General features: G+C 65.8%; 27 protein-coding genes. 11 read left to right on the top strand and 16 right to left on the bottom strand.

What is annotated here, in order from left to right:
- Positions 1–17: 17 nt before the first annotated feature.
- Positions 18–1,112 (top strand): DUF1214 domain-containing protein, encoded by a 1,095-nt coding sequence (locus tag ACWW36_RS19450; RefSeq protein ID WP_456137610.1) that lies wholly within the window; start codon positions 18–20, stop codon positions 1,110–1,112.
- Entirely contained in the window at positions 1,109–2,272 is a 1,164-nt protein-coding gene (locus ACWW36_RS19445; RefSeq protein ID WP_456137609.1) for a sulfotransferase, read from the top strand. Before ACWW36_RS19450 ends, ACWW36_RS19445 begins: the two co-directional genes overlap by 4 nt.
- On the opposite strand, the gene ACWW36_RS19440 is transcribed toward ACWW36_RS19445, so the two are convergent.
- The 7 genes from ACWW36_RS19440 to dxr all read right to left on the bottom strand — a co-directional run bounded on the left by ACWW36_RS19440 (position 2,265) and on the right by dxr (position 9,928).
- Positions 2,265–2,849, bottom strand: a complete 585-nt coding sequence (locus ACWW36_RS19440; protein WP_456137608.1) for a DUF1707 SHOCT-like domain-containing protein — start codon at positions 2,847–2,849, stop codon at positions 2,265–2,267. The genes ACWW36_RS19445 and ACWW36_RS19440 overlap by 8 nt on opposite strands.
- A 21-nt stretch (positions 2,850–2,870) precedes the next feature.
- Positions 2,871–4,679: a penicillin-binding transpeptidase domain-containing protein gene (locus ACWW36_RS19435; RefSeq protein WP_456137607.1), complete on the bottom strand. Its 1,809-nt coding sequence runs from the start codon at positions 4,677–4,679 to the stop codon at positions 2,871–2,873.
- A gap of 109 nt (positions 4,680–4,788) precedes the next feature.
- Positions 4,789–5,451, bottom strand: coding sequence for a GNAT family N-acetyltransferase (locus ACWW36_RS19430; protein WP_456137606.1), 663 nt, complete (start codon positions 5,449–5,451; stop codon positions 4,789–4,791).
- A gap of 36 nt (positions 5,452–5,487) precedes the next feature.
- Complete coding sequence (locus ACWW36_RS19425) at positions 5,488–6,342, bottom strand: GNAT family N-acetyltransferase (RefSeq protein ID WP_456137605.1); 855 nt, start codon at positions 6,340–6,342, stop codon at positions 5,488–5,490.
- Positions 6,343–6,399: 57 nt separating this feature from the next.
- Positions 6,400–7,548, bottom strand: a complete 1,149-nt coding sequence (ispG, locus tag ACWW36_RS19420; protein WP_456137604.1) for a flavodoxin-dependent (E)-4-hydroxy-3-methylbut-2-enyl-diphosphate synthase — start codon at positions 7,546–7,548, stop codon at positions 6,400–6,402.
- Between the two features lie 8 nt (positions 7,549–7,556).
- The gene (locus tag ACWW36_RS19415; protein WP_456137603.1) at positions 7,557–8,774 is read right to left on the bottom strand and encodes a M50 family metallopeptidase; all 1,218 of its coding nucleotides are present in this window, start codon (positions 8,772–8,774) and stop codon (positions 7,557–7,559) included.
- Positions 8,771–9,928 (bottom strand): 1-deoxy-D-xylulose-5-phosphate reductoisomerase, encoded by a 1,158-nt coding sequence (gene dxr, locus ACWW36_RS19410; protein ID WP_456137602.1) that lies wholly within the window; start codon positions 9,926–9,928, stop codon positions 8,771–8,773. Before dxr ends, ACWW36_RS19415 begins: the two co-directional genes overlap by 4 nt.
- A gap of 155 nt (positions 9,929–10,083) precedes the next feature.
- Between dxr and ACWW36_RS19405 the strand changes: the two genes are divergently transcribed.
- Both ACWW36_RS19405 and ACWW36_RS19400 read left to right on the top strand, forming a co-directional pair.
- Positions 10,084–10,755 carry a fasciclin domain-containing protein gene (locus ACWW36_RS19405; protein WP_456137601.1) on the top strand — a complete coding sequence of 224 codons (672 nt, stop codon included), beginning with the start codon at positions 10,084–10,086 and terminating at the stop codon, positions 10,753–10,755.
- A gap of 90 nt (positions 10,756–10,845) precedes the next feature.
- Entirely contained in the window at positions 10,846–12,564 is a 1,719-nt protein-coding gene (locus tag ACWW36_RS19400; RefSeq protein ID WP_456137600.1) for a cytochrome c biogenesis protein DipZ, read from the top strand.
- 87 nt (positions 12,565–12,651) lie between these two features.
- Here ACWW36_RS19400 and ACWW36_RS19395 read toward each other — a convergent pair whose 3' ends face one another.
- Both ACWW36_RS19395 and ACWW36_RS19390 read right to left on the bottom strand, forming a co-directional pair.
- The gene (locus tag ACWW36_RS19395) at positions 12,652–12,867 is read right to left on the bottom strand and encodes a hypothetical protein (RefSeq protein WP_456137599.1); all 216 of its coding nucleotides are present in this window, start codon (positions 12,865–12,867) and stop codon (positions 12,652–12,654) included.
- A gap of 24 nt (positions 12,868–12,891) precedes the next feature.
- A complete protein-coding gene (locus tag ACWW36_RS19390; RefSeq protein WP_456137598.1) occupies positions 12,892–13,314 on the bottom strand; it encodes a hypothetical protein in 423 nt (140 codons plus the stop codon).
- Between ACWW36_RS19390 and ACWW36_RS19385 the strand changes: the two genes are divergently transcribed.
- Positions 13,283–15,028 carry an alkaline phosphatase family protein gene (locus tag ACWW36_RS19385; RefSeq protein ID WP_456137597.1) on the top strand — a complete coding sequence of 582 codons (1,746 nt, stop codon included), beginning with the start codon at positions 13,283–13,285 and terminating at the stop codon, positions 15,026–15,028. The two genes, ACWW36_RS19390 and ACWW36_RS19385, sit on opposite strands and share 32 nt — an antisense overlap.
- Here ACWW36_RS19385 and sigI read toward each other — a convergent pair whose 3' ends face one another.
- Positions 15,029–15,874 carry an RNA polymerase sigma factor SigI gene (gene sigI, locus ACWW36_RS19380; RefSeq protein WP_456137596.1) on the bottom strand — a complete coding sequence of 282 codons (846 nt, stop codon included), beginning with the start codon at positions 15,872–15,874 and terminating at the stop codon, positions 15,029–15,031.
- A gap of 81 nt (positions 15,875–15,955) precedes the next feature.
- Here sigI and ACWW36_RS19375 point away from each other — a divergent pair, with 81 nt between their 5' ends.
- A complete protein-coding gene (locus tag ACWW36_RS19375; protein WP_456137595.1) occupies positions 15,956–16,798 on the top strand; it encodes an NmrA family NAD(P)-binding protein in 843 nt (280 codons plus the stop codon).
- A 12-nt stretch (positions 16,799–16,810) separates the two neighbouring features.
- On the top strand, positions 16,811–17,248 hold the full coding sequence (locus ACWW36_RS19370; protein ID WP_456137594.1) for a nitroreductase family deazaflavin-dependent oxidoreductase: 438 nt from the start codon (positions 16,811–16,813) through the stop codon (positions 17,246–17,248).
- Here ACWW36_RS19370 and ACWW36_RS19365 read toward each other — a convergent pair.
- Genes ACWW36_RS19365 through ACWW36_RS19345 form a run of 5 tightly spaced genes read right to left on the bottom strand, consistent with a single transcriptional unit; the run spans position 17,245 to position 20,864 of the window.
- Positions 17,245–18,048, bottom strand: a complete 804-nt coding sequence (locus tag ACWW36_RS19365; protein ID WP_456137593.1) for a DUF4097 family beta strand repeat-containing protein — start codon at positions 18,046–18,048, stop codon at positions 17,245–17,247. The two genes, ACWW36_RS19370 and ACWW36_RS19365, sit on opposite strands and share 4 nt — an antisense overlap.
- A 23-nt stretch (positions 18,049–18,071) precedes the next feature.
- Positions 18,072–18,554 (bottom strand): histidine kinase, encoded by a 483-nt coding sequence (locus ACWW36_RS19360; protein WP_456137592.1) that lies wholly within the window; start codon positions 18,552–18,554, stop codon positions 18,072–18,074.
- A 38-nt stretch (positions 18,555–18,592) separates the two neighbouring features.
- Positions 18,593–19,027 (bottom strand): ester cyclase, encoded by a 435-nt coding sequence (locus ACWW36_RS19355; protein WP_456137591.1) that lies wholly within the window; start codon positions 19,025–19,027, stop codon positions 18,593–18,595.
- 18 nt (positions 19,028–19,045) lie between these two features.
- Positions 19,046–19,966 carry an allantoinase PuuE gene (puuE, locus tag ACWW36_RS19350; RefSeq protein ID WP_456137590.1) on the bottom strand — a complete coding sequence of 307 codons (921 nt, stop codon included), beginning with the start codon at positions 19,964–19,966 and terminating at the stop codon, positions 19,046–19,048.
- Positions 19,967–19,991: 25 nt separating this feature from the next.
- The gene (locus ACWW36_RS19345) at positions 19,992–20,864 is read right to left on the bottom strand and encodes a TIGR03619 family F420-dependent LLM class oxidoreductase (RefSeq protein ID WP_456137589.1); all 873 of its coding nucleotides are present in this window, start codon (positions 20,862–20,864) and stop codon (positions 19,992–19,994) included.
- A gap of 39 nt (positions 20,865–20,903) precedes the next feature.
- Here ACWW36_RS19345 and ACWW36_RS19340 point away from each other — a divergent pair, with 39 nt between their 5' ends.
- Both ACWW36_RS19340 and ACWW36_RS19335 read left to right on the top strand, forming a co-directional pair.
- A complete protein-coding gene (locus tag ACWW36_RS19340; protein WP_456137588.1) occupies positions 20,904–22,199 on the top strand; it encodes a cryptochrome/photolyase family protein in 1,296 nt (431 codons plus the stop codon).
- Between the two features lie 76 nt (positions 22,200–22,275).
- On the top strand, positions 22,276–22,530 hold the full coding sequence (locus ACWW36_RS19335) for a DUF2631 domain-containing protein (RefSeq protein ID WP_456137587.1): 255 nt from the start codon (positions 22,276–22,278) through the stop codon (positions 22,528–22,530).
- A gap of 10 nt (positions 22,531–22,540) precedes the next feature.
- Here ACWW36_RS19335 and ACWW36_RS19330 read toward each other — a convergent pair whose 3' ends face one another.
- Positions 22,541–23,140: a hypothetical protein gene (locus ACWW36_RS19330; RefSeq protein ID WP_456137586.1), complete on the bottom strand. Its 600-nt coding sequence runs from the start codon at positions 23,138–23,140 to the stop codon at positions 22,541–22,543.
- Positions 23,141–23,274: 134 nt separating this feature from the next.
- On the opposite strand from ACWW36_RS19330, the gene ACWW36_RS19325 reads away from it, so the two are divergent.
- Both ACWW36_RS19325 and ACWW36_RS19320 read left to right on the top strand, forming a co-directional pair.
- A complete protein-coding gene (locus ACWW36_RS19325; RefSeq protein WP_456137585.1) occupies positions 23,275–23,982 on the top strand; it encodes a DUF427 domain-containing protein in 708 nt (235 codons plus the stop codon).
- Positions 23,983–24,103: 121 nt separating this feature from the next.
- The gene (locus ACWW36_RS19320) at positions 24,104–25,930 is read left to right on the top strand and encodes an acyl-CoA dehydrogenase (protein ID WP_456137584.1); all 1,827 of its coding nucleotides are present in this window, start codon (positions 24,104–24,106) and stop codon (positions 25,928–25,930) included.
- The last annotated feature ends 21 nt before the right edge of the window (positions 25,931–25,951 follow it).

Raw genomic sequence — 25,951 nt, 5'->3', positions numbered from 1 at the left:
TGAGACTATGTCTCACCATGGAGAACATTGGCAACGATTGGGCGCCGAAAACGCTCGAAACCTGGCGATTCGTACAGCAGGTGCTGGCTGACGTCACCCAGACCGTTATCGACGACGCCATCGACGAGCGGGAACTGCTCGAGGGCCTGCGCGTCATTGCCAAGGTGACCGGTTTGTGTTCCGAGCTGTCCGTCCAGGCCGACGCGCAGCGTCCCCACTTCTTCGATATGTGCTCGGACACCCGCATGGTCGGCGGGCCGAACCCCGATGGCCGGTACCTGCTGGCGATGATCCGCGGCGACCGAACCTATCGGGTCACCGGAACACGTGGCAGCACGGCATATCTCGGCTTCCAGATCCTCGCAGGCGCAGGGCTGAGTCCGCGACGGATGGCGGGCCACCTCGGCGACACGGATCTGAAGGTGACGTCTGGGTCGTTTTCGTTGGTGCTTTCGGCGGCCGAACCCTCGGCCGACATCCTCGGCTCGGCGCAGTGGATCCCGATCCCCGCCGATGCCGCGTCGATTGTGGTGCGGGAGTACATCGGCGACCCACATACCGAAGAACCCGCAACCATGACCATCGAATGCGTCGACGCCGATCCGCTGAGCCCGATCACGGACAGCGAGGCCGCCGAACAATTCACGGCGATGGCGTGGACCATCGTCAAGCTGACCACGTTGCACCGCACCATCAAGCCCGAGCTGTTGACTGCGCCCAACACGCTGCTGACCGCGGCGGCGGCCGAACTCGGCAGCGCCGACACGACACCCGACAACTTGTACATGATCGGCACGTTTGGACTGGACCCCGACGAGTCGCTGGTGCTGGAGTTCACCCCGCCGGACACGCGGTACTGGAATGTCACTCTGGAGAACATCTGGCATGAATGCCTCGAGCCGCGGCACCGGCACAGCTCCGTCACCAACAAGGGGTTGGTCGCGGACGCCGACGGCATAGCCCGAATCGCGATCGGCGCCAAAGACTTCGGGCACGGCCATTGGCTGGACACCGGCGGCCGGCGGCGCGGCTTCGTCGTGCTGCGATGGCTCGACAACCCTGACGCGCCGGACGTTCGCACCACCGTCTGTCGCGGCGGCTCGACATCATGACCGCCGGGCGTTTTGTCCCTGACCGCCTCATCGAGGAGGCGTGCGAGCTCGCCGGAAGTGATGATTTCGGCGACGACGACACCTGGCGCGACGGGTTGGCGCGGCTGTGCGAAGGCCTGGTGTCCGAGGCCAGGCTCAACGACCTCGGCGTCGAGATCGCCGTGCTCGACATCATCCGTCCACTGACGAGTCGCCTGCAGATCGTCAAGTGGCGCAAGGAGAATCCCGGCGTCGCGGCCCAGCCGGTAACCCGGCCGATCTTCATCGTGGGCCAGCCTCGTACCGGCACGACGATCCTGTTCGACCTACTCGCGCAGGATCCGGCGCTTCGGCCGCCGTTGACATGGGAAGTCGACAACCCGTTCCCGCTGCCAACCCCGCAGACGTACGACTCCGATCCGCGGATCGCCGAAACCCAGGCTGGCATCGAGATGTCCGAGCAGATCGTGCCCGGCCTATTGACGTGGCATCCGATGGGGGCGCTGGTCGGTCAGGAGTGTGTGCGCATCACCGCAGGCCAGTTCTGCAGCATGATCTTCTCGGTGCAGTACCGGCTGCCCAGCTACTACCAGTGGTTACTGTACGAGGCGGACCATCATCCGGCCTACCACTATCACCGAATCTTCTTGCAGCACTTACAATCTGGTGTCCCGGGTCAGTGGCTGCTGAAGTCGCCGGCGCATCTGTGGCAGCTCGACGCGCTGGTCGCCGAGTACCCCGATGCGCTGATCGTGCAGACGCACCGCGATCCGCTCAACGTGATCTCGTCGATCAGCGCACTCACCAACCACTTACGTCACCTGGCGTCCGACGAAAGCTCGATCACCGAGTGCGCGGCGCAGTCATGTGAGGAGATCGTCGTCGGCTTGGATCGCGGCATGAAGTTGCGAGACTCGTTGGCGCAGAGGGTGGTCGACGTGCAGTTCGCCGACTTCATCCGCGACCCCTTCGCGACCATTAGGGCGTTGTATGCCGAACTCGACCGCGAGCTGGACCCGGTCGCCGAGCAGAACATGCGGGAATTCTTGGCGGCCCATCCTGGTGACGGTGGTGGCAGCCGATACACCTGGGCGGATACGGGGCTCGACGCCGGCCTGGTGCGCGAGCAGGTGAGGGCGTACCAGGAGCGTTACGGCGTGCCGGACGAGCCGCTCAAGTAGGACGGCCGAAGCGCCACGCCCGTCGCGGGCCGCGGATGTCCACCGAACCGCACACCACCTTGCCGGTGAGGATGACGTGTGGCCTGCCTTCTGCGGGTGCATCTTTGCGATGGTCGTGCGCGCTGCCGACATTGACTTCCACGTCGTCGATCGACGCGCTGGCGCCGTCGGGCAGCCGCAGATCCAGGCCGCCGAATTTCAGATCCAGTTCGATGACGACGATCGGTCCTGCGAACCGCGCCCGCGTCAAGTCGAGGTCGACCGATCCCATCCGCCGGTGCAGAGCCAGCCGGGTGGGCACGATCCACTCGCCGTGACGCTTGAGCGAGCCCAGCACGCCGCGCAGCTCCACTCGGTCGGCCGCCGAGGTGACGATCGCGCCAGGGCCTGGCAAGTCGCCGACGAGCGCGTCGAGATCGGAGTGCAGTCGGGCCTGCGAGACCAGCGCTGAGCGTTCCTCGAACTCGTCGATGTCGATCAGCCCCAGCGCGACGGCGTTGTGCAGCCGGCGCAGCGTTCCGTTGCGGTCGGCGTCGGAGATGCGCATCGCCGCAGATTCGTGGTTGATGTCCGTCATAGCCCTCTGCGGACAGGCTACTCAGGCCGAGTAGTCCGGTGGCAGTTGATCGAGCATGCCCTTGAGCATGCGCACCGCGTACTCCGAGCTGCCACCGCCGACGATGAGCGCCGCGAATGCCATGTCGCCGCGGTATCCGGCGAACCACGAGTGCGAGCCGCCCGCGAATTCGGCTTCACCCGTCTTGCCGAGCACCTCGCCCGCCCCCTGCAGATCTTTCGCCGTGCCGTTGGTGACCACCAGACGCATCATCGGCCGCAGTCCGTCGAGCATCTTCGGCGTGATCGGGGTGTGGTCACCGGTGACACCCGTCTGCCGGCCCTCAATCAGTTGTGGCACAGGCGTTTTCCCGGCGGCGACGGTCGCCGCCGCCAGCGCCATGCCGAAGGGGCTGACCAGCACCTTGCCCTGCCCGAAACCGTCTTCGGTGCGCTCGGCCAGATTCACCGTCGGCGGCACTGATCCCGAAACCGTGTTGATGCCTTCGATCTGGTAGTCCGGCCCGATGCCGTACTGCGCGGCGGCCGTTGTCAGCCCCCGAGGCGGCATCCTGCTGGCCAACTCGGCGAAAGTCGTGTTGCACGAACTGGCGAATGCGCGTGACATCGGCACTGTGCCGAGGTCGAATCCGCCGTAGTTCGGGACCGTGCGCTGGCCGATGTCCATGTGCCCTGGGCAGCCCAACAGCGTGTTGGGAGTGGCCATATCGCGATCGAGTGCCGCGCCTGCGGTGATGATCTTGAACGTCGACCCCGGCGGGTACAGGCCGGTGGTGGCGATCGGGCCCTCGCTGTCGGCGACCGGATTCTGCGCGACGGCGAGGATCTCGCCGGACGACGGCTTGATCACGACGATCATCGCCTTCTTGCCGCCGACGGCGTTGACGGCGTTCTGCGCCGCGTTCTGCACGGCCCGGTCGAGGCTGATCGTGACCGACGGCGCAGGCGCGCCCGCCACTTCGTTGAGCACGTCGACGTCTACACCGTTCTGATTGACGCTCACCACCCGCCAACCGGCCTGGCCGTCGAGTTCGTCGACCACCGCAGTCTTGACCTGATTCACGATGCCCGGTGCGAATGAGTCGTCGGTGGGCAGCAATTCGGCCTGCGGTGTGACCACCACACCGGGCAGGGCGCCGACGGCTGCGGCCACTCGGTCGTGGTCGGACTGGCGCAGCGTGATCAGGCTCAGCGGCTCCTTCGACGAGCTGGCCTGTTCGGCAAGCCGCTGCGCATCCATCATGTTGTCGAAGGGTCGCAGTGCGTCGGCGACCGCCCGCGCGGTCGGCATCAGCGCCCCGCCGGCTGCGTGGGCGTCCAGTGAGTAGTGGTACAGATTGCCGGGCACCAATATGTCGGTCCCACCGCGTTCGTTGACCGAGGCACGGCGCGGCGGGTCGGCGCGCAACGCGAAGGTCTGGTGCTCACCGAGGCGCGGATGCAATCCGGTGGCGCTCCAGCGCACCTCCCAACGGCCCTCGTCGCGGATCATGTTGAGCTGTCCGTCGTAAGTCCAGGTCCGGTTTTTCGGCAGATGCCAGGTATAGCGGTAGGTGACGCTGCCGGTGTCCTCGGCGTAGCGCGACCCGAGGATCTGCGCGTCCAACCGGACCGCCTGCAGACCGGCCCACGCCTCGTTCAGCGCCGCGCGGGCATCGGCGGGTCGATCGCTGAGCTCGGCCGCGGCAGCTGTGTCACCGGTCGCCAGCGCGGCGAAGAATTGCTCGGCGGTGGGTTCGGGCCCTGCCGGTTTCGGAGTGCATGCGTTCAGCGTCGCGGCCACCATTGCGACTGCCAGCAGACCTGCCACACGTGATGCTGAAGTTGCCATTGAGGCAGATGTTACGAACTCGAGACATGAATATCGGGGAGGCGCTCCGATGTCCACGCCATGGTTGTGCGTCGCGCGCGAAAGCGCAGCCCTCACGCAGAAATCGGCGTTAAGCCCCCGCGGCGGGTGCGCGCACCACCAACGGGACGGCCGGGAAGTACGCGGCCATCTCCGAACGCGACTTGCGCAGGGCTGCGGTGCCGTAGCCGTGTTTGCGGTGCGCGGGGTGAATCCAGATCCGCACGTTGACCTCACCGCCGGCCAGTTCACCGAACACCATGCCGACCTTCTCAGGCCCGACGAGCGCCACCAGCCATGCCGCCTCTTCGGCATCCAGTCGCGACACCGCGCCGCGAATCTCGTCGTCGAGTTCACCCGCCGGTGCACCAGAGCCGTCGCCCGCCGCACCCACGTCCTCGGTGCGGACGGCGAAGATATCGCGATCCGAGTCCGGCGAGAACGGACGCAGCACCAAGGTGTCGCCCAGGCTCGACGACTGCTCGCCCATCGTGAAGCTGAGTTGGTTGTTGAGGTCCTCCAGCTCGGCGGCGATTCTGCGCCGGGCCACCTTCGTGAGCCGGTCGAACGACAGCCGCAGCACCGCTTCGGCCGCGGCGTGCGACGTGTCGAGCATGGTCGAGATCGCTTCGATCGCGGAGTCGTAGTCCTCGGATTCCACGACGACGTCAAGCAATTCGTGCCGTCGCTCCAGCGCGCGGATCAGGGTGTCGGCGATCTCGCGGCGAGCGAGTTTCCCGTCGTGTTCGGTCATGACATGAAGACTATCGAGCGGCGTCGCGATAAGCCGTCAGTCAAGCAGGACTGTGGCGAAAGTGCCGACCTGAGTGAAGCCGATGCGCGCATACGTCGCGCGGGCGACGGTGTTGAAGTCGTTGACGTAGAGGCTGGCAACGCGGCCGCTGCGGATGACCGCCGACGCCAGCGTGGCGGTCCCCGCCGTGCCAAGGCCGTGGCCGCGGCAATCGGGATGGACCCATACGCCCTGGATTTGGCCGACGGCCGGCGACTGCGATCCGACCTCGGCCTTGAAGACGACCTGGCCGCGTTCGAAGCGGGCCCACGCCCGGCCGGCGGCGATCAGCCCGGCGACCCGGCGCCGATACCCACGGCCGCCGTCGCCGATGCGCGGGTCGATGCCGACCTCGCCGATGAACATGTCGATGGCGGCCACAAGATAGGCGTCGAGTTCGTCGACACGGACCGGGCGCACAGCCGGATCGGTCCCACATTGCGGAGCGGTGCTCAACGCCATCAGCGGCTGGTGCTCGCGCACGTCGCGCGCCGGCCCCCAGGCATGCTCGAGGCGCTGCCACATCGGCAGCACGTACTCGGCGCGGCCGACCAGCGACGAGCAGCGACGTGCCGTGCTCATCGCCTTGTCCGCGAAGGCGTGCATGTCGCCGGCCTCACCGCGCAGCGGGATCAGATTGGCTCCGGCGAAGCACAGCGATTCGCTTGCGCGCCGCCGTGTCCACAGCTCGCCGCCGATCGCTGACGGCTCGATGCCGTGTTCGGCGACGCGCGACGCGACCATGCATGAACCGACGGGATCGTCGTCGAGCACCCTGCGCACCGCCGAGGCGTCTCGCACCACCGACACGCGTCGCTCATCGACGAGGCGAAATAGCGGCGGAGCCGACATGATGACTCTTTCTAACCGATCCCGGTGCGGTAGGTGACCCCCCTCACAGGGTCATGCCTAGCTTACGGTCACAACGGGCGAACCGCTTCCGTCTGTCCCATGCTGTTCGGCGAGTCGCATCGCCTCTTCGATCAGGGTCTCGACGATCATCGCCTCGGGCACGGTCTTGATCACCTCGCCCTTGACGAAGATCTGCCCCTTGCCGTTGCCGGACGCCACGCCGAGGTCTGCCTCACGCGCCTCACCGGGACCGTTGACCACACAACCCATCACCGCGACCCGCAGCGGAACATCGAGCCCGTCCAAGCCGGCACTGACCGCGTTGGCCAGTGTGTACACGTCCACCTGGGCGCGACCGCACGACGGGCACGACACGATCTCGAGCCCACGCGGGCGCAGGTTCAGCGACTCCAGGATCTGGTTGCCGACCTTGACCTCTTCTGCCGGCGGAGCCGACAGCGAGACCCGGATGGTGTCGCCGATCCCCCGCGACAGCAGCGCGCCGAACGCGACCGCGGATTTGATGGTGCCCTGGAACGCCGGTCCGGCCTCGGTGACGCCGAGATGCAGCGGGTAGTCGCACTGGGCAGCCAGTTGCTCATAGGCGGCGACCATGATCACCGGATCGTTGTGCTTGACGCTGATCTTGATGTCGCCGAAGCCGTGCTCCTCGAACAGCGACGCCTCCCACAGCGCGGACTCGACGAGCGCCTCAGGCGTGGCCTTGCCGTGCTTTTCCATGAACCGCTTGTCGAGCGAGCCGGCGTTGACGCCGATGCGGATCGGGATGCCTGCGGCGCCTGCCGCCTTGGCGACTTCGGCGACCCGGCCATCGAATTCCTTGATGTTGCCGGGGTTTACGCGTACCGCGGCGCAGCCGGCGTCGATCGCGGCGAAGATGTACTTCGGCTGGAAGTGAATATCGGCGATGACCGGGATCTGGCTGTGCTGGGCGATCTCCCGCAATGCGTCGGCGTCTTCCTGCCGCGGACATGCGACACGGACAATGTCGCAGCCCGTCGCCGTGAGCTCGGCGATCTGCTGCAGCGTGGCGTTCACGTCATGGGTCTTGGTCGTCGTCATCGACTGCACCGCGATGGGATGGTCGCTGCCGATGCCGACGTTGCCGACCATCAGCTGGCGGGTCTTGCGCCGGGGAGCCAATGTCGGTACGGGCGGTGCCGGCATGCCTAAACCGACGGACATAAAGTCTCCTACTGGAACAACCTGATCGGGTTGACCAGGTCAGCGGTTACGGTCAGCGCCATGTAGCCGACCACCACTACCAAGATTACGTAGGTAGCGGGCATGAGCTTGAGATAGTTCACCGGCGCAGCGGCGACCTTGCCGCGCGCCGACCGAATCATATTGCGGATCTTCTCGAACACCGCAATCGCGATGTGGCCGCCGTCGAACGGCAGCAGCGGAACGAGGTTGATCGCGCCGAGCACGAAGTTCAACTGGGCCAGGAAGAACCAGAACGCGATCCACAGGCCGTGTTCGGCCGTGTCACCGCCGATGATGCTGGCGCCGACCACGCTGATGGGCGTCTCCGGATCGCGTTCACCACCGCCGATGGAATGCACCAGCGCGCCGACCTTGGTCGGAATCTTCACCAGCGACTTGCCGAGTTCGACGGCCAGATCTCCGGTGAACGCGAACGTCGCGGGCACCGCCGACAGCGGGTTGTATTGCGTCGGCCCGAATTGCGCGGGAGCGACGCCGATCGCGCCGACGTTCGTCGGAGCAGCGTCGCTGTCCTTGAGCCACTTCGACGTCCGTGCGACGTCGACGACGGTGGTGAACTCCTTGCCGTCGCGCTGCACGGTCAGCGTCGTCGGGCCGTTGACCTTGCGCACCGCGGCGGCCATTTCGTCGAAGTTGGCCACCGAGGTGTCGCCGACCTTCAGCACCGTGTCGCCGGGCTTGATGCCGGCAAGGGCGGCCGGCCCGGGGCCGGTGCAGTCGCCCCGTTGCCCCTTCGCGATTTCCGGTGCGACACAAGTGGTTTCGCCGACGATTGCCGTTGTCGGCGGATGCAGGTTGGGCAGACCCCAGATCACGGCGATGGCGTAGATGAGGACAAGGCCGATGACGAAGTTCATCGCAGGCCCGGCGGCCAGCACGGCGGCCCGCTTCCACGTCTTCTGCCGGAACATGGCGCGCTCATGTTCGTCGGGCGCCAGTTCCTCGATCGAGGTCATACCGGCGATATCGCAGAATCCGCCCAGGGGCACCGCCTTGACGCCGTATTCGGTGTAGCCGAGTTCGTTGGGCCTGCGGGTGGACCACAGCGTCGGCCCGAAGCCGACGAAATACCGGCGCACCTTCATTCCGGTCGCCCGCGCCGCCCACATGTGCCCGCATTCGTGCAGCGCCACCGACAGCAGGATGCAGAGGGCGAAGAGCACGATGCCAATAACCCACATCATTTGGTGGTGACGACCTCCCGGGATACTGCGCCCTTTGCCCGGTCGCGGGCCCAGCGTTGCGCGTCGAGTACGTCATCCACGGTAGCGGGTTCGGCAGCCCACTGGTCGGCACCGCGCAGGACGTCGGCGATCGTGCGCACGATGCCGGGGAACGGGATGCGGCCGGCGAGGAATGCTTCCGCGGCTTCTTCGTTGGCCGCGTTGTAGACGGCCGTCAGGCAGCCGCCCTTCGTTCCGGCCTCGCGTGCGAGCTCGACGGCCGGAAACACGTCGGCGTCAAGCGGCTCGAACTCCCAGGTCGACGCCGCGGAGAAATCGCATGCCAAGGCCGCTTTCGGCACCCTGGCCGGCCAGCCAAGCGCCAGGGCGATCGGCAGCTTCATGTCCGGCGGGCTGGCCTGAGCCAGGGTCGAGCCGTCGGTGAACGTCACCATCGAGTGCACGATCGACTGCGGATGGACGACCACCTCGATGCGGTCGAAGGGAATGCCGAACAGCAGGTGCGTTTCGATCAGCTCCAGGCCCTTGTTGACCAGCGACGCCGAGTTCAGCGTGTTCATCGGGCCCATCGACCAGGTCGGATGTGCCCCCGCCTGCTCGGGGGTGACGTGCTCGAGCTGTTCGGCGGTCCACCCGCGGAACGGTCCTCCCGACGCGGTCAGCACGATCTTGTCCACCTCGTCGGGGGTCCCGCCGCGCAGGCATTGCGCCATCGCGGAGTGCTCGGAGTCGACGGGCACGATCTGCCCCGGTTTGGCCGCCTTGAGCACCAGCGGGCCGCCGGCCACCAGCGATTCCTTGTTCGCCAGCGCGAGCCGCGCACCCGTGGCGAGTGCGGCCAGCGTCGGCTTGAGGCCGAGCGCGCCTACGAGAGCGTTGAGCACGACGTCGGCCTCGGTGTTTTCGACCAGCCGGGTGACGGCGTCCTGGCCGGTGTACGTCACATCGCCAACCTGCGACGCGGCGGCGTCGTCAGCGACGGCGATGTTCGTCACACCGGTTTCGGCACGCTGGCGGGCCAGCAGATCCGGATTTCCGCCGCCCGCCGCCAGCCCGACGACCTCGAAGCGGTCGGGGTTGGCGGCGATGACCTCCAGCGCCTGGGTGCCGATCGAGCCGGTGCTGCCGAGTATCAGGACTCGGGTTCTGCTCACCGCCCCATTGTGCCGCGCCGCGGCCCACGCGGAAAAAGTGACGCAAATGTGACGTCGGCGATCCGAGTCCATCCGTGACGGGCCTGCCGCCGAATACCGGGTGTCAGTGCAGAGGGCGGGCAGATGACCCGTCACGACAAGGGAGCAACAGCGTCATGAAAGTTTTTCATCGGCAAGCATTCTCGGTAGCGGGTCTGGCCGCGATCACGGTCCTGGGGCTGTCGGCGTGCTCGAGCGACGCCTCGACTTCGGCCTCGCCCGCGAGCACCAGTTCCTCCGTCGCCGCCAGCACGGCCGCGCCGGCACCCATGGACCAACCCATGGACACCGCTACCAACCTCGTCGGCCCGGGGTGCGCCGACTATGCCGCGCAGAACCCGACAGGACCGGCGTCGGTGACCGGCATGGCGCAAGATCCGGTAGCAGTCGCAGCCTCGAACAACCCGCTGCTAACGACGCTGACCGCGGCCGTGTCGGGCAAGCTCAACCCGAATGTGAACCTGGTCGACACCCTCAACGGCAGCGAGTTCACGGTGTTCGCACCGACCGATGCGGCATTCGCCAAGATCGATCCCGCGACCATCGACAAGCTGAAGACGGACTCGAACCTGTTGACCAGCATCCTGACCTACCACGTCGTGCCAGGACAGGCCAGCCCGGCGCAGGTGACCGGTATGCACAAGACGGTGCAGGGCGGTGAGGTGACGGTGACCGGCACGGGCAACGCCCTCAAGGTCAACAACGCCAACGTGGTCTGCGGCGGGGTTCGTACCGCCAACGCCACGGTGTACCTGATCGATACGGTTCTGATGCCACCGGCCAACTAGGTCATCTTCTACCGCGAGCAGACGCGGAATCGCCTGACCCACCCGGGATTTACGCGATTCCGCGTCTGCTCGCGCCATGAAAGAGCGAACATGTTCACACTCGTATTGATCGGCTTTCTCGGCGGCCTGATCACCGGTATCTCGCCGTGCATTCTTCCGGTGCTGCCGGTGATCTTCTTCTCTGGGACGCAAAGCACCCGCGACGACGGCGCAGTCCAGACGAAGCGATCGCTGTCACAGACGTTGCGGCCATACCGCGTCATCACCGGACTGGTGCTGAGCTTTTCCGTTGTGACGCTTGCTGGTTCGGCACTTCTGTCGCTGCTGCACCTGCCACAGGATGCGATCCGCTGGGTCGCACTGTTGGCGCTTGTGGCGATCGGCCTCGGCCTGATGTTCCCGAAGTTCGAAGCGCTGCTCGAGAAACCGTTCGCCCGGCTTCCCCAGAAGCAATTCGGTTCGGGCAACAGCGGCTTCGGACTGGGCCTCGCACTCGGTGTGCTGTATGTGCCTTGCGCGGGACCGGTCTTGGCGGCCATCGTGATCGCGGGCGCCACCGGCACCATCGGTCTCAACACGATCGCACTCACCCTGTCGTTCGCGGTCGGAGCGGCATTGCCGTTGCTGTTCTTCGCACTCGCCGGCCGCCGCATCGCCGAACGCGTCACCGCCTTCCGTCGCCGCCAACGCGAAATCCGCGTCGTTGCAGGCATTGTGACGATACTTCTTGCCGTCGCACTCGTGTTCAATCTGCCGGCCGCGCTTCAGCGTGCCATTCCTGACTATACCGGCAAGCTGCAGGAGACCGTCGGCGGCGACGAGCAGATCCGCGAAAAGCTCAACCTCGGTGGCCTGGTCAACGACCAGAACAAAGAACTCGCGAACTGCACCAACGGGGCTTCGCAGCTCCAAAGCTGCGGCACAGCGCCGGACATCACGGGCATCACCGGATGGCTGAACACCCCGAACGGTTCGGCCGTCAACCTCGAAACACTCAGGGGCAAGGTCGTTCTGGTCGACTTCTGGGCCTACTCATGCATCAACTGCCAACGGGCCATCCCCCACATCGTCGACTGGTATCGGGCATACAAAGACGCCGGCTTGGAGGTGATCGGCGTGCACACACCGGAGTACGCGTTCGAGCGAGTCCCCGCCAACGTCGCCAGCGGCGCGAAGGATCTCGGCATCACCTACCCGGTCGCACTGGATCCCAACTATTCGACGTGGACCAATTACCGCAACCGGTACTGGCCCGCCAAGTACCTCATCGACGCCAACGGCACCGTCCGGCATATCAAATTCGGCGAGGGCGACTACGCGACGACCGAAAGCCTTATCCGCCAACTGCTTTCCGACGCTCGTCCAGGCGTCACACTGCCGAAGCCGACCGAATCCGTCGACACGACTCCCCCGCCCGACCTGACCCCGGAGACCTATCTGGGCGTGGGCAAGGTGGTCAACTACGGCGGCGGCGGTCAATACGACCAGGGTGACTCGACGTTCGACTACCCGCGACGCCTGACCGATGACGCGTTCGCCCTCAAAGGGCCATGGACACTCGACTATCAGGGCGCGACCTCGGCCAGTCCGGGGTCCAGCATCGAACTGAACTATCGCGCCCGCAATGTCTACCTGGTGGTCGGAGGGACGGGCACGCTGACTGTCGTCCGCGACAGCAAGACGAAGAACATACAGGTCAACGGTCCGCCGACACTGCGGCAGATCGTCGCCGACGACGATATCCGCCGCGGGCTGGTGGAGGTTCGGTTAAGCCAAGGACTGCAAGCGTTTTCGTTCACCTACGGCTGACCTATTCGACCATTCCCACATCTGCTGATCGTCGGCGGCGTAAATTTGCTGGCCTGAATTCCCCATCCCGCAAGGAGTCATGATGGGCTACGCCAGATATATCGGCCGGGTCGGCGCCTTGGCGGTCACGCTGGGGTTGGGCGCGGCGATTGCCAACACCCCGGCGATTGCGCTGGCCGATACGACAGGTACGTCGTCGTCGGATACCTCGAACACTTCGTCGTCGAGCGATCCGGCATCTTCGGCATCGTCGTCGTCGAGCACCGACACCACGAGCACCGCGTCAACGACATCGACGTCCACCCAGACATCAACGGATTCCTCGACTCAGTCCGGCTCAGCGACCGACCCACAGGCCGGGGTCGTGCAGGCGTCCGGCGGTGCCAACACCTCCGTGACCAGCACCGGCACGACCAGTACTTCAACCGGTAGCACCACGACGACGGACTCCACGCCCGCGACGAAGAAACCGACGTCAGACTCATCGGAACGAACGACGGAAACCCGGCCGTCTGGCACCAGCTCCTCTGCGCTGATCGCATCACCGGCGACCGCATCGCCGACAAGCAGCGTCGCCGCGTCGAAGCTTTCGGCGAGCTCCGCGAACACAACCGCGTCGGCGGTTTCCGTAGTGCCGCTCGCCGCCGCACGCATCGCCACCACGACCGCATCTCCCACGCTGACCTCAACCGTCCTGACCCCAACCGCGCCGTCCACGGTGAGCGCCCCCGCCGCTGGCGGCAACCTCATCGTCAACCTCGTCTCCGGGCTGCTGTCCGCGATCGGCCTCAACCCGCAGGCCGGCACCGGACCGCTGACGCCGCCCGAGGCGCCGACACTGTGGACCTTGCTGGCCTGGGTGCGCCGCGAGTTCGAGCAGGCGTTCGTCAATATGGCGCCCGCCGCGGTGACGACGAGCCTCGTGCAGAGCCCGAATCTGCTGGTCAACCCTGGCGCCGAGCTCGGTGACCCGTCCTTGTCGGGGTATAGCTCGGTGACGGTGCCGGGATGGACGGTCACCGGTACGCCGACCGTGATCCAATACGGCACGCCGCGCCGACTGCCGTGGCCGCTCGGCACGCCAGGGCCGACGCTGCCGGGGTTTCTAGGATTTCCGAGCTCGGTCTGCGCTCCCGTCGGCAGCGGCGCACAGTTCTTCGGCGGCGGAAACGTGGCGACTTCCTCGCTGACCCAGACCGTGAGTCTCAGCGCCGCGGCGTCCGACATCGACGCCGGCGCAGTGCCGTACACGCTGAGCGGAGCACTTGGCGGCTTCGTCATCGACCCGTCTGCGGCATCGGTCAGTGTCGACTTCCTGGGTGCCGACCAGTCGGTCCTCGGCACCGGCCATCTCACGCCGGTCACCGTGCTCGATCGTTGGCTTCAGACGGTGCTGTTCGAACGCGAGACCTCAGGGACCATCCCGGTGGGCACCCGCAGCGCGCGCGTGGTCGTGACATTCACGGACTGCAACCCGTTCCCCGGCAACTACAACAACGCCTACGCCGACGACCTGTCCTTCACCGTCGGCGCTGCCCTGCCCGCCCCGCCGCCACCAACGCCACCCGAGCCGAAGGTCGGCCCGCTCGATCACGTGTTCATGGTCTACCTGGAGAACAAGGGCTACACCGACATCGTCGGCAGCCCCAACGCGCCATACATCAACAGCCTGATCGACACCTACGGCCTCGGATCGAACTACTTCGCGCTCACCCACCCCAGCGACCCGAACTACTACCCGATCCTCGGCGGAAGTGACTTCGGGACGAACTTCAACTGCCCCTCCAACTGCTTCGACGAGCCCAACCTCGCCGACACCATCGAGGCGGCCAAGAAGACGTGGGCGGGCTACATGGAGGGCGGCGGCGGCTACAGCACCCCGACCGACCGGCTGCCGTTCCTCGCCTTCAGCGACATCTACAACGATCCCTCGCGTGTGGCGGCACACCTGTTCGACCTCTCCCAAATGGGACAGGATCTCGACGTGCCGACCAAGGCCCCGAACTTCGTGTGGTTCGCCGCCGGCGACCACACCAACATGGAGGGGCCCACCGACACCCTCGACGGCATCATCCAGTGGGCTGTCAGCCAGCTCTTACCACCGTTCCTCGGCGGACATCAGTACAACGTCGCGGCGGGCGACAAGTGGCTGCAGGACACGCTGCCCGTCATCTTGAATTCGCCGACGTGGCAAGACCTTACGCAGAAGAGCGCCGTCGTCGTGACATTCGACGAGGACTACAACAACCTGTCGCTGGGCAATGGCAACCAGGGCAATCACATCGTCACGGTCGTCATCCCGTCGCCGGGCGCCGTGGCTGGCGGGATGCGCAGCGGGCATTTCGTCGCCAAGGACCACAACAACCACTACAGCCTGCTGCGCACAATCGAACTGTCCCTTGGGCTTCCACCACTGACCAACAACGACAAGTTCGCGCAACCCATGAACGAGTACTGGCAGTAATCAGGCCCTGCTCGCCGCCGACGGATCGACCGTCGCCTCGATCTTCACGATGAGGCTGTCACGCACAGTCAGCGTGAGCACCACGGCCAGCCTGCGGTCAGCGAAGCCGAGCACCTCGCCTGCCGGTCCGGTGACCAAGGTGAGACCATGGCCCAAGAAGCGAAGGAGATTGGGCGCCACGGCATCCCGCCCATGGTTGATTTGCGGTTCCGCCCCGCTGACGAAGGTCGCCACGCCCCACACCGACGGATCCAGCACCGCGGTCAGCGCCTGCAGGTCGCCGTTTTCGCATGCCGTGAGGAACTTCTCGGTCACCGCGTGATGTTCGACATCGTTGATGTCGGTAAGCCGCGGCGACGCATCGGCGAACTTCGCCCGAGCCCGCCGCGCAAGTTGGCGGCAGGTGCCGACGGGCCTGCCCACCGTCTCGGCGATCTCGTCGAACGGCATCTGGAAGACGTCATGCAAGACGAACGCGACCCGCTCGCCTGGACTCAGTCGCTGCAGCACCTCCAGTAGCGCGTTGCGTACCTCGTCGTCGAGCGTGACGCGGTCGGCCGGATCGATCTCCGTCGACGGGCTCGCGTCGAGGGTTTCGGATTCATCAGGACGTTCGAGGCGCGCGCGGGCTGATCGCAATTGGTCGAGGCACAGGCGCCCCGCCACCACAGTCAGCCAGGCCCGGACGTCGTCGATCTCCGAAAGGTCCGCGCGCGACAGGCGCAGAAACGCCTCCTGCGCGACGTCCTCGGCCTCCCCGACGTCGCCGAGCATCTGGTAGGCGAGGTTCACCACGTAGGCGCGGTGGCTGCGCCAGGCGACGTCGACCGACGGTGAATCGCTCATGCAGTAATGACGAATCGGCGGTGCGGAAAGTTACACACCGCGGCTTGTAACTTTTCCGGTGGCGGCCCCGTCCTTGGCTTCATGAACGCAATTCTTGTCACGGGCGCCACCGGCAACGTCGGACGCCCACTCGTCACCGAACTCGTCAATGCCGGCGCGCAGGTACGCGCCGTCACCCGCAGCCCGGACACCGCAGTCTTTCCCGCAGCGGTGGATGTCGTCACCTCCGCCGCAGACGGTGTGCGCGGAGCCGACGCGATCTTCCTCAACTCACGCGCGCTGGGCGAGGAACTCGCCCCGGTCGTCGAACTGGCGCGTCGCGAAGGTGTGCGCCGCCTCGTCGCACTGTCGGCGATCAATGCCGACGATGACTTCTCTCGTCAACCATCGCGATTTCGCGGCGACCGCAACAAGGAAGTCGAGCAACTGGCCGTCGATTCCGGTTTGGAGTGGGTGAGCCTGCGCCCAACGGTGTTCATTACCAACTTCTTTGGCATGTGGGCGCCCCAGATTCAGGCCGGCGATGTAGTCAGCGGCCCGTACCCAACGGCGTCGACCGCACCAATTGTCGACCGGGACATCTCCGCGGTGGCGGCCAACGCGCTGCTGACCGATGACCTGCTGGGCAGAAAGGTTCCGCTGACCGGACCGCAGGCCTACACGAACACGGAACTGGTAGAGGTGATCGGCGGGGTCCTCGGGCGCCAATTGCGCTATCAGGAAGTTCCGGCCGACTTCGTGCGGCAGCGCTTCATCGGTCTTGGCTTCGGAGCCCAGTTCGCCGACGCATACATCGCGTTTCTGGAGGCGACAGTCGACAAGCCCGCCCGCGTGACGCACGACGTCGAGAAAATCCTAGGCCGTCCCGCCGAAAGCTTCGCCGACGGGGTCGCCGCCCATCGCGACGTCTTCGCCAAACAGTAAGGAAGTCAACACATGTCTGAATTTCGGCCGCCGCGATACCTCAAGCCGATGAACAAGTTCATGATGGCCGTCCAGAGGCTGGGCATCCCGACCGGGCCTGCGATGGTCCTGACGGTGCCCGGCAGGAAAACCGGAAAGCCGCGCAGTACACCGATGACGCCGTTCGAGCACGACGGCGGCCTGTATGTCGTGGCGGGATATCCAGGCGCCGACTGGGCGTCCAACGCCCGCGCGGCGGGTGCCGGAACACTTTCCCGTGGACGCAAGTCGCGGCCCATACGAATCGTCGAACTCAGCCCTGCCGACGCGGGCCCCGTGCTGCGCAGCTTCGCGGAGAAGGTGCCGGTCGGTGTCGGCTTCGCCAAGCGGGCGGGGCTGGTACACGACGGCACCCCCGACGAATTCGCGGCCCTGGCGGGCAAGCTCACCGTGTTTCGGTTCGACGGTTAGGCCGCCACGGGACCGGTCGCTCGCTGCACCACCACGTCGCCGGACCCGGTCCGCGCGTGCACGACGAGCGTTTCGTCGCCCTCGGCAGGACCATCCGACGGCTGCAACGAGTTGCGGACCGACCCGGATCCTGTTCTCAAATCCAGTTGCGCCGCAGTGCCTTCCGCGATACCAACAACGACCTCGCCGCTTGCGGTCTGAACCGAAACGCCGCCGTTGACCGCCGTGGCAACGGTGACATCGCCGGAAGCGGTCTGCGCGTTGAGGTGTCCCAGCAACCGCCTGACCATCAGCGAGCCGCTGGCCGCGCGGAACTTCACATCGCCGGTGAACTCGCCGAATGAGGTGTCCCCCGATGCCGTCGACACCGATGCAGAGCCCTTGATCGACTGCACATTGATTCCACCAGATGCAGTGTCCGCCTTGAGGTTTCCGCTGATGGTGCCGACGGTCAAGTCACCGCTGGCAGACGCGAACTTGCAATCGGCGTATACACCGTCGGCGGTGACGTCGGCCGACGCCGCCGAGGTATGAAGCCGTGAGCCGGACGGGAGTGCGACGTCGACGATGACCGCTCCCCTGCGCGGAAACGAGAACCCGCGCTTGCTTGTCACCATCAGCGTGCCGTTGTCGAAGTCGACGCGAACCTGCTCGGCGGCCCTGACATCATGCGGCCGGGACTCGTCGCGGGGGCGGACCTCCACGACAGTGTCGGATCGATCAGTGGCGACGAGCCGGACCGAACCCGCGGCTATCTCGATGACGGCCGAAATGGGTTGCGGGGTATCAAAATTGGGCATGGTATCTCCTCTTTCGTGGTCGGTCAGCGGACCCAGCCGCTGAAGTGCTTGCCGGAATCGCCACGCGGGCGACGCGAATGACTGACGCCGAGCGCCGCGGTCACCGCGCGCACGAGCCACGCGTTCACCGACAGGCCGTCACCGCGCGCAGCGGCATCCACTCGCGGCCGCAGATTCTCCGGAAGACGCAGCGTCACCCGCCACGTTCCGCCGTCGTCCTCCTGATCGCCGGTTGCGACCGACGGCTCGTCTGGCAGCTCGGCGACACCCGCGCTGACAGTGAACTCGGGGTCGCGGCCGCGCAGCCGCACCTCCACCGAGCCTGGCGCGAGCTCGCGGGTGATCTGCTCGGCCGCCTCTGAGAGCGCTTCGAGCAGTGCCAGCCGGATCGACGACTCCAGTGGGGCGGTCAGCCGGTCGGCAAGAGCTTCGGCGTCCGGACCGCCAGCGGCGGCGGCGACGCCGAGTTCATGGCGTACCGCGTCGACGTACGGCTGCAAGTCCATGACGTCATGGTGACATCACTTTGACGTCAGAGCAAGCGTTATTTTGACGCAGAGTCGTCCGCAGGGCCTCCAAGCTGCTCGAATAGCCCGTGCATGTCGATCTGACCGCGGTGTGCGACGAGCATGTCGCCCTGGAAACGGTCGATATGGATCACCCCGACGGAGACCTTGGCGCCGCTGGGCGCCACGCCTTGGAACTCCCCGGTGTGGGTGCCGACGAACCGGCATCGCGTGACGCCGTGCGAACCGTCGACGAGGACTTCCTCGATGACGTGGCGCCCGTCTGGAAAGCCGCGGTAGAACTCGTCCAGGTTCGCCCGCCACTGCTCCCAGTCAGCCGGTGCCGAGCTGCCGACCTCCACTACCAGGCGGGGCGACACCAACGCCTCGACGGTGGACCAGTCCCGTCTGTCCAGCGCCCCGTACAAGCACTCGACCAGTTCCCTGACGGCATCGTCCATCGAATCAGACACAGAGCCAACGATATCCGTCTAGCCCGGCGGAAAGTGCTCGATCCAGTGCCTTGCGATGTCGACGCGGCGGGCGACCCAGACCCGCTCGTGTGACTGGACATGGTCGAGGAAGCGCTCCAGCGCGGCCGTGCGCGCGGGCCTGCCCACCAGCCGGCAGTGCAGGCCGATCGACAGCATCTTCGGAGCGCCCGCCGCGCCCTCGGCATAGAGCACGTCGAAAGCATCGCGCAGATGCGTGAAGAACTCGTCACCGCTGGGAAATCCGCCTGCGGTGGCGAAGCGCATGTCGTTGGTGTCCAACGTATACGGCACCACCAGGTGGTTCGTCCCCTCGACCACCGTCCAGTAAGGCAGGTCGTCGGCGTACGAATCGGAATCGTAGAGAAAACCGCTGTGTTCGACGACCAGCCGCCGGGTCTGCGGCGAATCGCGGCCCGTGTACCAGCCCAGCGGCGCCTCGCCGGTCAGCTCGGTCATCAGCCGCACCGCCTCGGCGATGTGGCGCCGCTCGACGTCGGGCTCGACGAGTTGGTAACTCACCCAGCGCAATCCGTGACAGGCGATCTCGTCGCCGCGCGCCTTGAACGCCGCAACCGCGAGCGGATTGCGCGCCAGCGCCATCGCCACCCCGAAGATCGTCAGCGGCAGCCCGCGGCGGTCGAATACCCGCAGCACCCGCCACAACCCCGCCCGCGACCCGTATTCGTAGAGCGATTCCATGCTCATGTGCCGATTTGGAAAGGCTTGCGCCCCAATGATTTCCGAGAGGAAGGTTTCCGAAGCCGGATCACCGTGCAGCACATTGCTTTCCGCGCCCTCTTCGTAGTTCAGCACGAATTGCACGGCGATGTTCGCCCCGCCGGGCCACTGCGGATGGGGAGGGTTTGGCCCGTAGCCGACCATGTCCCGCGGGTAGTCGTCGGCAGGCCAGAGCGTCATGGAGGAATTGTGGCAGGGATCGTCGTCAGCGCACCTTGGCGATGATCGTTTCTGCGAATCGCTCGATGGGTCCGCGGAAGCGATCGACATCGCCTGACCCCATGCCGTCCATTCCCGCCCACGGACTGCCCATCACCGCCGTGATGCCGACGTCCTCGGCGCGCTTGTACAGATCGGGTGTCGGCGGCTCGAGGAGCGCAAGCAGGATCTCGAACGGCTCGTTCTCGCGTCCGTACTCGCGGAGTAGATCCTTGAGCTTCTGCGCGTAGCGGACCGCGTCGTCCCACGCGTACGCGTATCCGACCCACCCGTTGCACAGCCTCGCGGCACGCCGCAGCGCAGCGTCGGATTCGCCGCCACACAGGATCGGAACCGGCGCTTCGGGATGAGGTTCGATCATCAGCTCGGGCACCTGGTAGTACTGACCGCTCCACGACACCCAGCCGCCGCGCCACAATTCGCGCAGCGCCGGGACCATCTCGTTGAGCCGTTTGCCCCGGGTGTCGAAGTTCTGGCCCATCAACTGGTATTCCTCGCGCATCCATCCGACGCCGACCGCCAGCGACACCCGGCCCCCGGAGATCACCGACGCGGTCGCGACCTGCTTGGCCACCTCTACGAGCGGTCGGGCCGGAGCGACGTACACGGCGTTGGAGAATCGCAGCCGCGTCGTCACCGATGCCATCGCGCCAGTCAGCACCCAGGAGTCGGGCCACGCCGTCTCGGGTGCCCACATCGGCTTACCGGTCGGTGAATCCGGATAAGGCGACGACAGCTCCCGCGGGTAGACCATGTGGTCGGACGTCACGATGCCGTCGTAGCCCGCCTCGTCGAGCATCCGCGCGACCGCGATGGCCTCGGAGGTGTTCATGAACGCTGTGCCCGACCAGAACTGCATCGTGTTTCCTTATCTCGAATTTCGGGCAGCATCAATGGCATGCCCGCACTGCTGTGGTTTCGGCGTGATCTGCGGCTGCGCGACCTGCCACCGCTGCTGGACGCCGCGGCGACCGACGGCGAGGTGCTGGCTTGCTACGTGCTGGACCCGCGGCTGAAGGCGTCCTCCGGACCTCGCCGCTCTCAATATCTTTGCGACGCCTTGCGCGATCTTCGCGACCGCCTCGATTGCCGCCTGCTGGTGACGCGCGGCCGTCCGGAAGCGCGAATTCCCGCGCTGGCCAAGGAGATCGGCGCGACGTCGGTGCATGTGTCGGCCGACTACTCGCCTTTCGGCACACGGCGCGACGCGGCCGTCCGCGACGCGCTGGGTGAAATCCCGTTCGAGGAGTCGGGATCTCCGTATCTGGTGTCGCCGGGTCGGGTGGTGAAGGGCGACGGCACACCGTACAAGGTGTTCACCCCGTTTTACGACGCCTGGCGCCGGCACGGCTGGCGGGCGCCCGCCGAGTCGGACGCGGACTCGGCGCGCTGGATCGACCCGGCCGACGTAAAGGGTGGTGTGGACATCCCTGACGCAGGGGTAGCGCTCGAGATGCCGGCAGGCGAGACAGCGGCCGGCCGCCAATGGAAGCGGTTTGTGGACAACGGCCTCGACCGTTACGCAGACGAGCGTGACCGCCCCGACCTGGACACCACCAGCCGGATGTCGGCGCACCTGAAATTCGGCACCATTCACCCACGAACCATGGCCGTCGATCTGAGCCGCGGCGACAGCGGCGCGCAGGCGTACTTGCGGGAGCTTGCTTTTCGCGACTTTTACGCCGCCGTGCTGCACGCATGGCCGGACAGCGCGTGGTGGAACTGGAACAAGTCGTTCGACAGGATCGAGGTCGACGAGGACGACGACGCCAAGCGATTGTTCGAAGCATGGAAAGCCGGACGCACAGGATTTCCCATCGTCGACGCGGGCATGCGGCAGCTCGCCGAGACCGGCTGGATGCACAACCGGGTGCGCATGGTCGCGGCCTCGTTTCTCGTCAAAGACCTCCACCTGCCGTGGCAGTGGGGCGCGCGGTGGTTCCTCGAGCAGCTGGTCGACGGCGACATGGCCAACAATCAGCACGGCTGGCAGTGGGCCGCGGGTTGTGGCACCGACGCCGCACCGTACTTCCGGGTGTTCAACCCGGCGGCGCAGGGCCGCAAGTTCGACCCTGACGGTGCCTACGTTCGCCGCTGGGTGCCGGAGGTCGACCGCGACGGCTATCCCGAGCCCATCGTCGACCACGCCGTCGAGCGCGCGGAGGCGTTGCGCCGATACGGAAAGATCAGCTGAAACAGGTCTACGCCGGCGCGTAGTAGACCTGTGCCAGAATGTTGCCGAGTACTCAGCCCGACCGTGAGGAGCACCCGTGGCCAACACCGAGGTGGAACGACACACCGGCGTCGACGTCGAAGATGTGCCATCCGCGGCATGGGGCTGGTCCCAGGAGAACCATCGGCTGATCCACATCGGCGGGCTGCTGTCGGCGGCCTTCCTGCTGTTGATGATGCACGGCAACCATGTCGGCCACATCGAGGACTGGTTTCTTATCGCGTTCGCCGTGCTCATCGTGATCGCGGTCGCGCGTGACTGGTGGCTGCGTCGCCGCGGGTGGATCAGGTAGGTCCGCCCACTCAGACCGAGTACAGCGGGCGAAATGCTCCCGTTCCGACACGGAAGAGCGTCTCGGTTCGACCGACTGAGCCATTCGAACCCACTGCCGCGGCAAGGGCATGGGACTTGAACGCCCGCGCGGCGGCACTGATCCTGTGTGGCACGGGGTTGACCTGACGGCCCAGTTCAGCGGGCCATGCGTCGCCCCAGACGGTGACTTCGGTCAGGCCACGCTTGAGAAGTTTGAGCACCTCATCGCGAATACGAACATCGGAAACGAGCACGTCCGCACCAACGGCCAGCGCCCCGCCGAGCGCCGCCGTGCGAAGCGTGGCTGAAAACTCGGCGCCGAGGTCCGACGCCGTGGCGCCGAGGATCGCCAACGCTCGCGGGTCGTCGTGCTGGGCGACCAAAACATTCACGTCCCAGCCGGCCCTCGAACGGTCGAACAGCCAACCGCCGGCCGACTGCACGACATCGGCCATGCTCGAGGCGATGACATTGAGTTGATACCGATGGACGCGGGCAAGACCGGACGGCGGCCGGTCAACTGCACCGACACCCCCGGCTCGCTGGTCATCGGCGGTGAAGGATCGCGTTGCCATGGGTGTCCTATCCATGATGTCAACTGAAGCGGCACCTAGAGCGTGACATTTCTACGAGGATCTGTAAAGGTTCGATTTCGCACGGAGTGGTGACACTTCGCGCGAAGCTTGTAAAGCTTGAAGGGAACCACCGCGATCGGAGGCCCGCAATGAGTCTTGTCGCCGGACATGGCCCGCTCAGCAAGGACCCGTTCGGATGGTTCACGCCGCCGTTGCCCGACGAAGCGGTTTTCGTCGAGCCACACCCTCGACGAATTCAGGCCGTCCGCAACGGCGCTACGGTCATCGACACCGAGCATGCACTGCTGGTGCATCGCCGCGATAGCCCGTTGAGCTATGCGTTTCCCGCCGGTGAGGTCGCCGACCTTCCCAGCGAGCCGGTGCCGGAGGCTCCGGGATTCGTGCGCGTGCCGTGGGACGCCGTCGACGCGTGGCTCGAGGAGGGCCGCAAGCTCGTCCACTACCCGCCGAACCCGTATCACCGCGTCGACTGCCGCCCGACGAAGCGTGGACTTCGCGTCTCCGTCGCGGGCACGACACTCGTGGACACCGTCGACACCGTGATCGTTTTCGAGACCGCACTCGAGCCCCGCCTCTATGTGCATCCGTCATTCGTGCGGACCGATCTGTTGCGGCGCACGGACACGTCGACGTACTGCAACTACAAGGGGTACGCGACATACTGGTCGGCGGTCATCGGGGACACGGTGGTCGACGACGTGGCGTGGTCCTACGACGATCCGCCACCCGAGTGCCTTCCCATCAAGGGGTACTTCAGCTTCGACGCAACTCGCGCTGACGTCGTCGCGGAGCTGCCGGAATCGCCGGGCTCGGCCGAATGCGGCTGCCAGGTATGACGCACGTCACTTTGTTCTGCGCGACCTCGCTTCCTACGGTTGCGTCACCGTAGGTTACGGTTGCGTACGTTTTCCCTGCTCAGCCACACTGCTGGTAGTTGCTAGCGCGGAGGGAAAACCATTGGGCCACTACATCGCCAACGTCCGTGACATCGAATTCAATTTGTTCGAGGTGCTGAATATCGGAGACGTTCTCGCGTCGGGAGGCTATGGCGACCTCGATGCCGACACCGTCCGCACGATGCTCGACGAGGTAGCCCGGCTGGCAGAGGGTCCGGTGGCCGAATCGTTCGCGTCGGCCGACCGCCATCCGCCCGTTTTCGACGCGGAACATCACACCATCAGCGTGCCCGGTGAACTGGCGAAGTCGGTGCAGGCGGTCAAGGACGCGGAATGGTGGCGAATGGGCATCGCCGAGGAGATCGGCGGTGTCCCGGCGCCCGCGGCGCTGACGTGGGCGATCCACGAAATGCTGCTGTGCGCCAATCCGTCGGCCGCCTTCTGGTACGCCCTCGGCCCGGCAATGGCCAACGCGCTCTACATCGAAGGCAACGATCAGCAAAAGCGTTGGGCGGCAATGTCCCTTGAGCGTGGTTGGGCCGCCACCATGGTGTTGACCGAGCCGGACGCCGGCTCCGATGTCGGTGCGGGCCGCGCCAAGGCCATCGCTCAGCCGGATGGAACGTGGCACATCGAGGGCGTGAAGCGGTTCATCTCCGGAGGCGATGTCGGCGATACCGCCGAGAACATCTTCCATCTGGTGCTGGCCCGCCCCGAAGGGGCTGGACCGGGCACCAAGGGTCTGAGCCTGTTCTATGTGCCGAAGTATCTGTTCGACCCGGACACGCTTGAACTCGGCCCGCGCAACGGGGTTTTCGCCACCGGGCTGGAACACAAGATGGGCCTGAAGTCCTCCCCCACATGCGAATTGACGTTCGGCGCACACGGCATGCCCGCCGTCGGGTATCTGGTGGGCGACGTCCACAACGGCATCGCGCAGATGTTCACCGTCATCGAGAATGCGCGGATGACGATCGGCGTCAAGGCGGCGGGCACGCTGTCCACGGGCTACCTGAATGCGTTGGCATTCGCCAAGGAACGCGTGCAGGGTGCCGACATGACGCAGATGACCGACAAGTCGGCACCGCGAGTCACGATCATCAACCACCCAGATGTGCGACGAAGCCTGATGACACAGAAGGCCTATGCAGAAGGCCTGCGGGCGCTGTACATGTATGCCGCCGCACACCAGAACGACGATGTCGCTCAACGGACTTCGGGCGCCGATCCGTCGATGGCGCACCGCGTCGACGATCTACTGTTGCCGATCGTCAAGGGTGTCGCTTCCGAACGCGCCTACGAAATCCTGACCGAGTCGCTGCAGACGTTCGGTGGTTCGGGATTCCTGCAGGACTACCCGATCGAGCAGTACATCCGCGATGCCAAGATCGACTCGCTGTACGAGGGAACCACCGCGATCCAGGCGCTGGACCTGTTCTTCCGCAAGATCATTCGCGACCGCGGCGAGGCGCTGGCACACGTCGCGGCGCAGATCACCCACACCATAGACACGTGCGACGATGCGCTGAAGACCCAGGCCGGGCAGCTGCGCACCGCGCTGGAACACGTCCAGGCGATGACGGCGACGTTGACGGGTTACCTGATGGCGGCGCCCGAACAACCCACGGAGATCTACAAAGTCGGGCTCGCCTCGGTCAGGTTCCTGCTCGGAGTGGGGGATCTGATCATCGGATGGCGGCTGCTCGTGCAGGCCAATGTGGCTCAAGAAGCGCTGGCCGGTTCGAAGGGTGATGAGGCGTTCTACCAAGGCAAGATCGCGACCGCCACATTCTTCGCCGCCAACATGCTGCCGAATCTCAGCGGATTGCGCGGTATCATCGAGCACCTCGACGACGAGATCATGCAGCTGCCCGAGGCTGCGTTCTAGAGTTCCTCGCGCCGACGATTC

The sequence above is a fragment of the Mycobacterium sp. MMS18-G62 genome, assembly GCF_053877835.1.
Note: the sequence above shows the minus strand (reverse complement) of the source record. Positions and strands in the feature narration are given on the sequence as shown.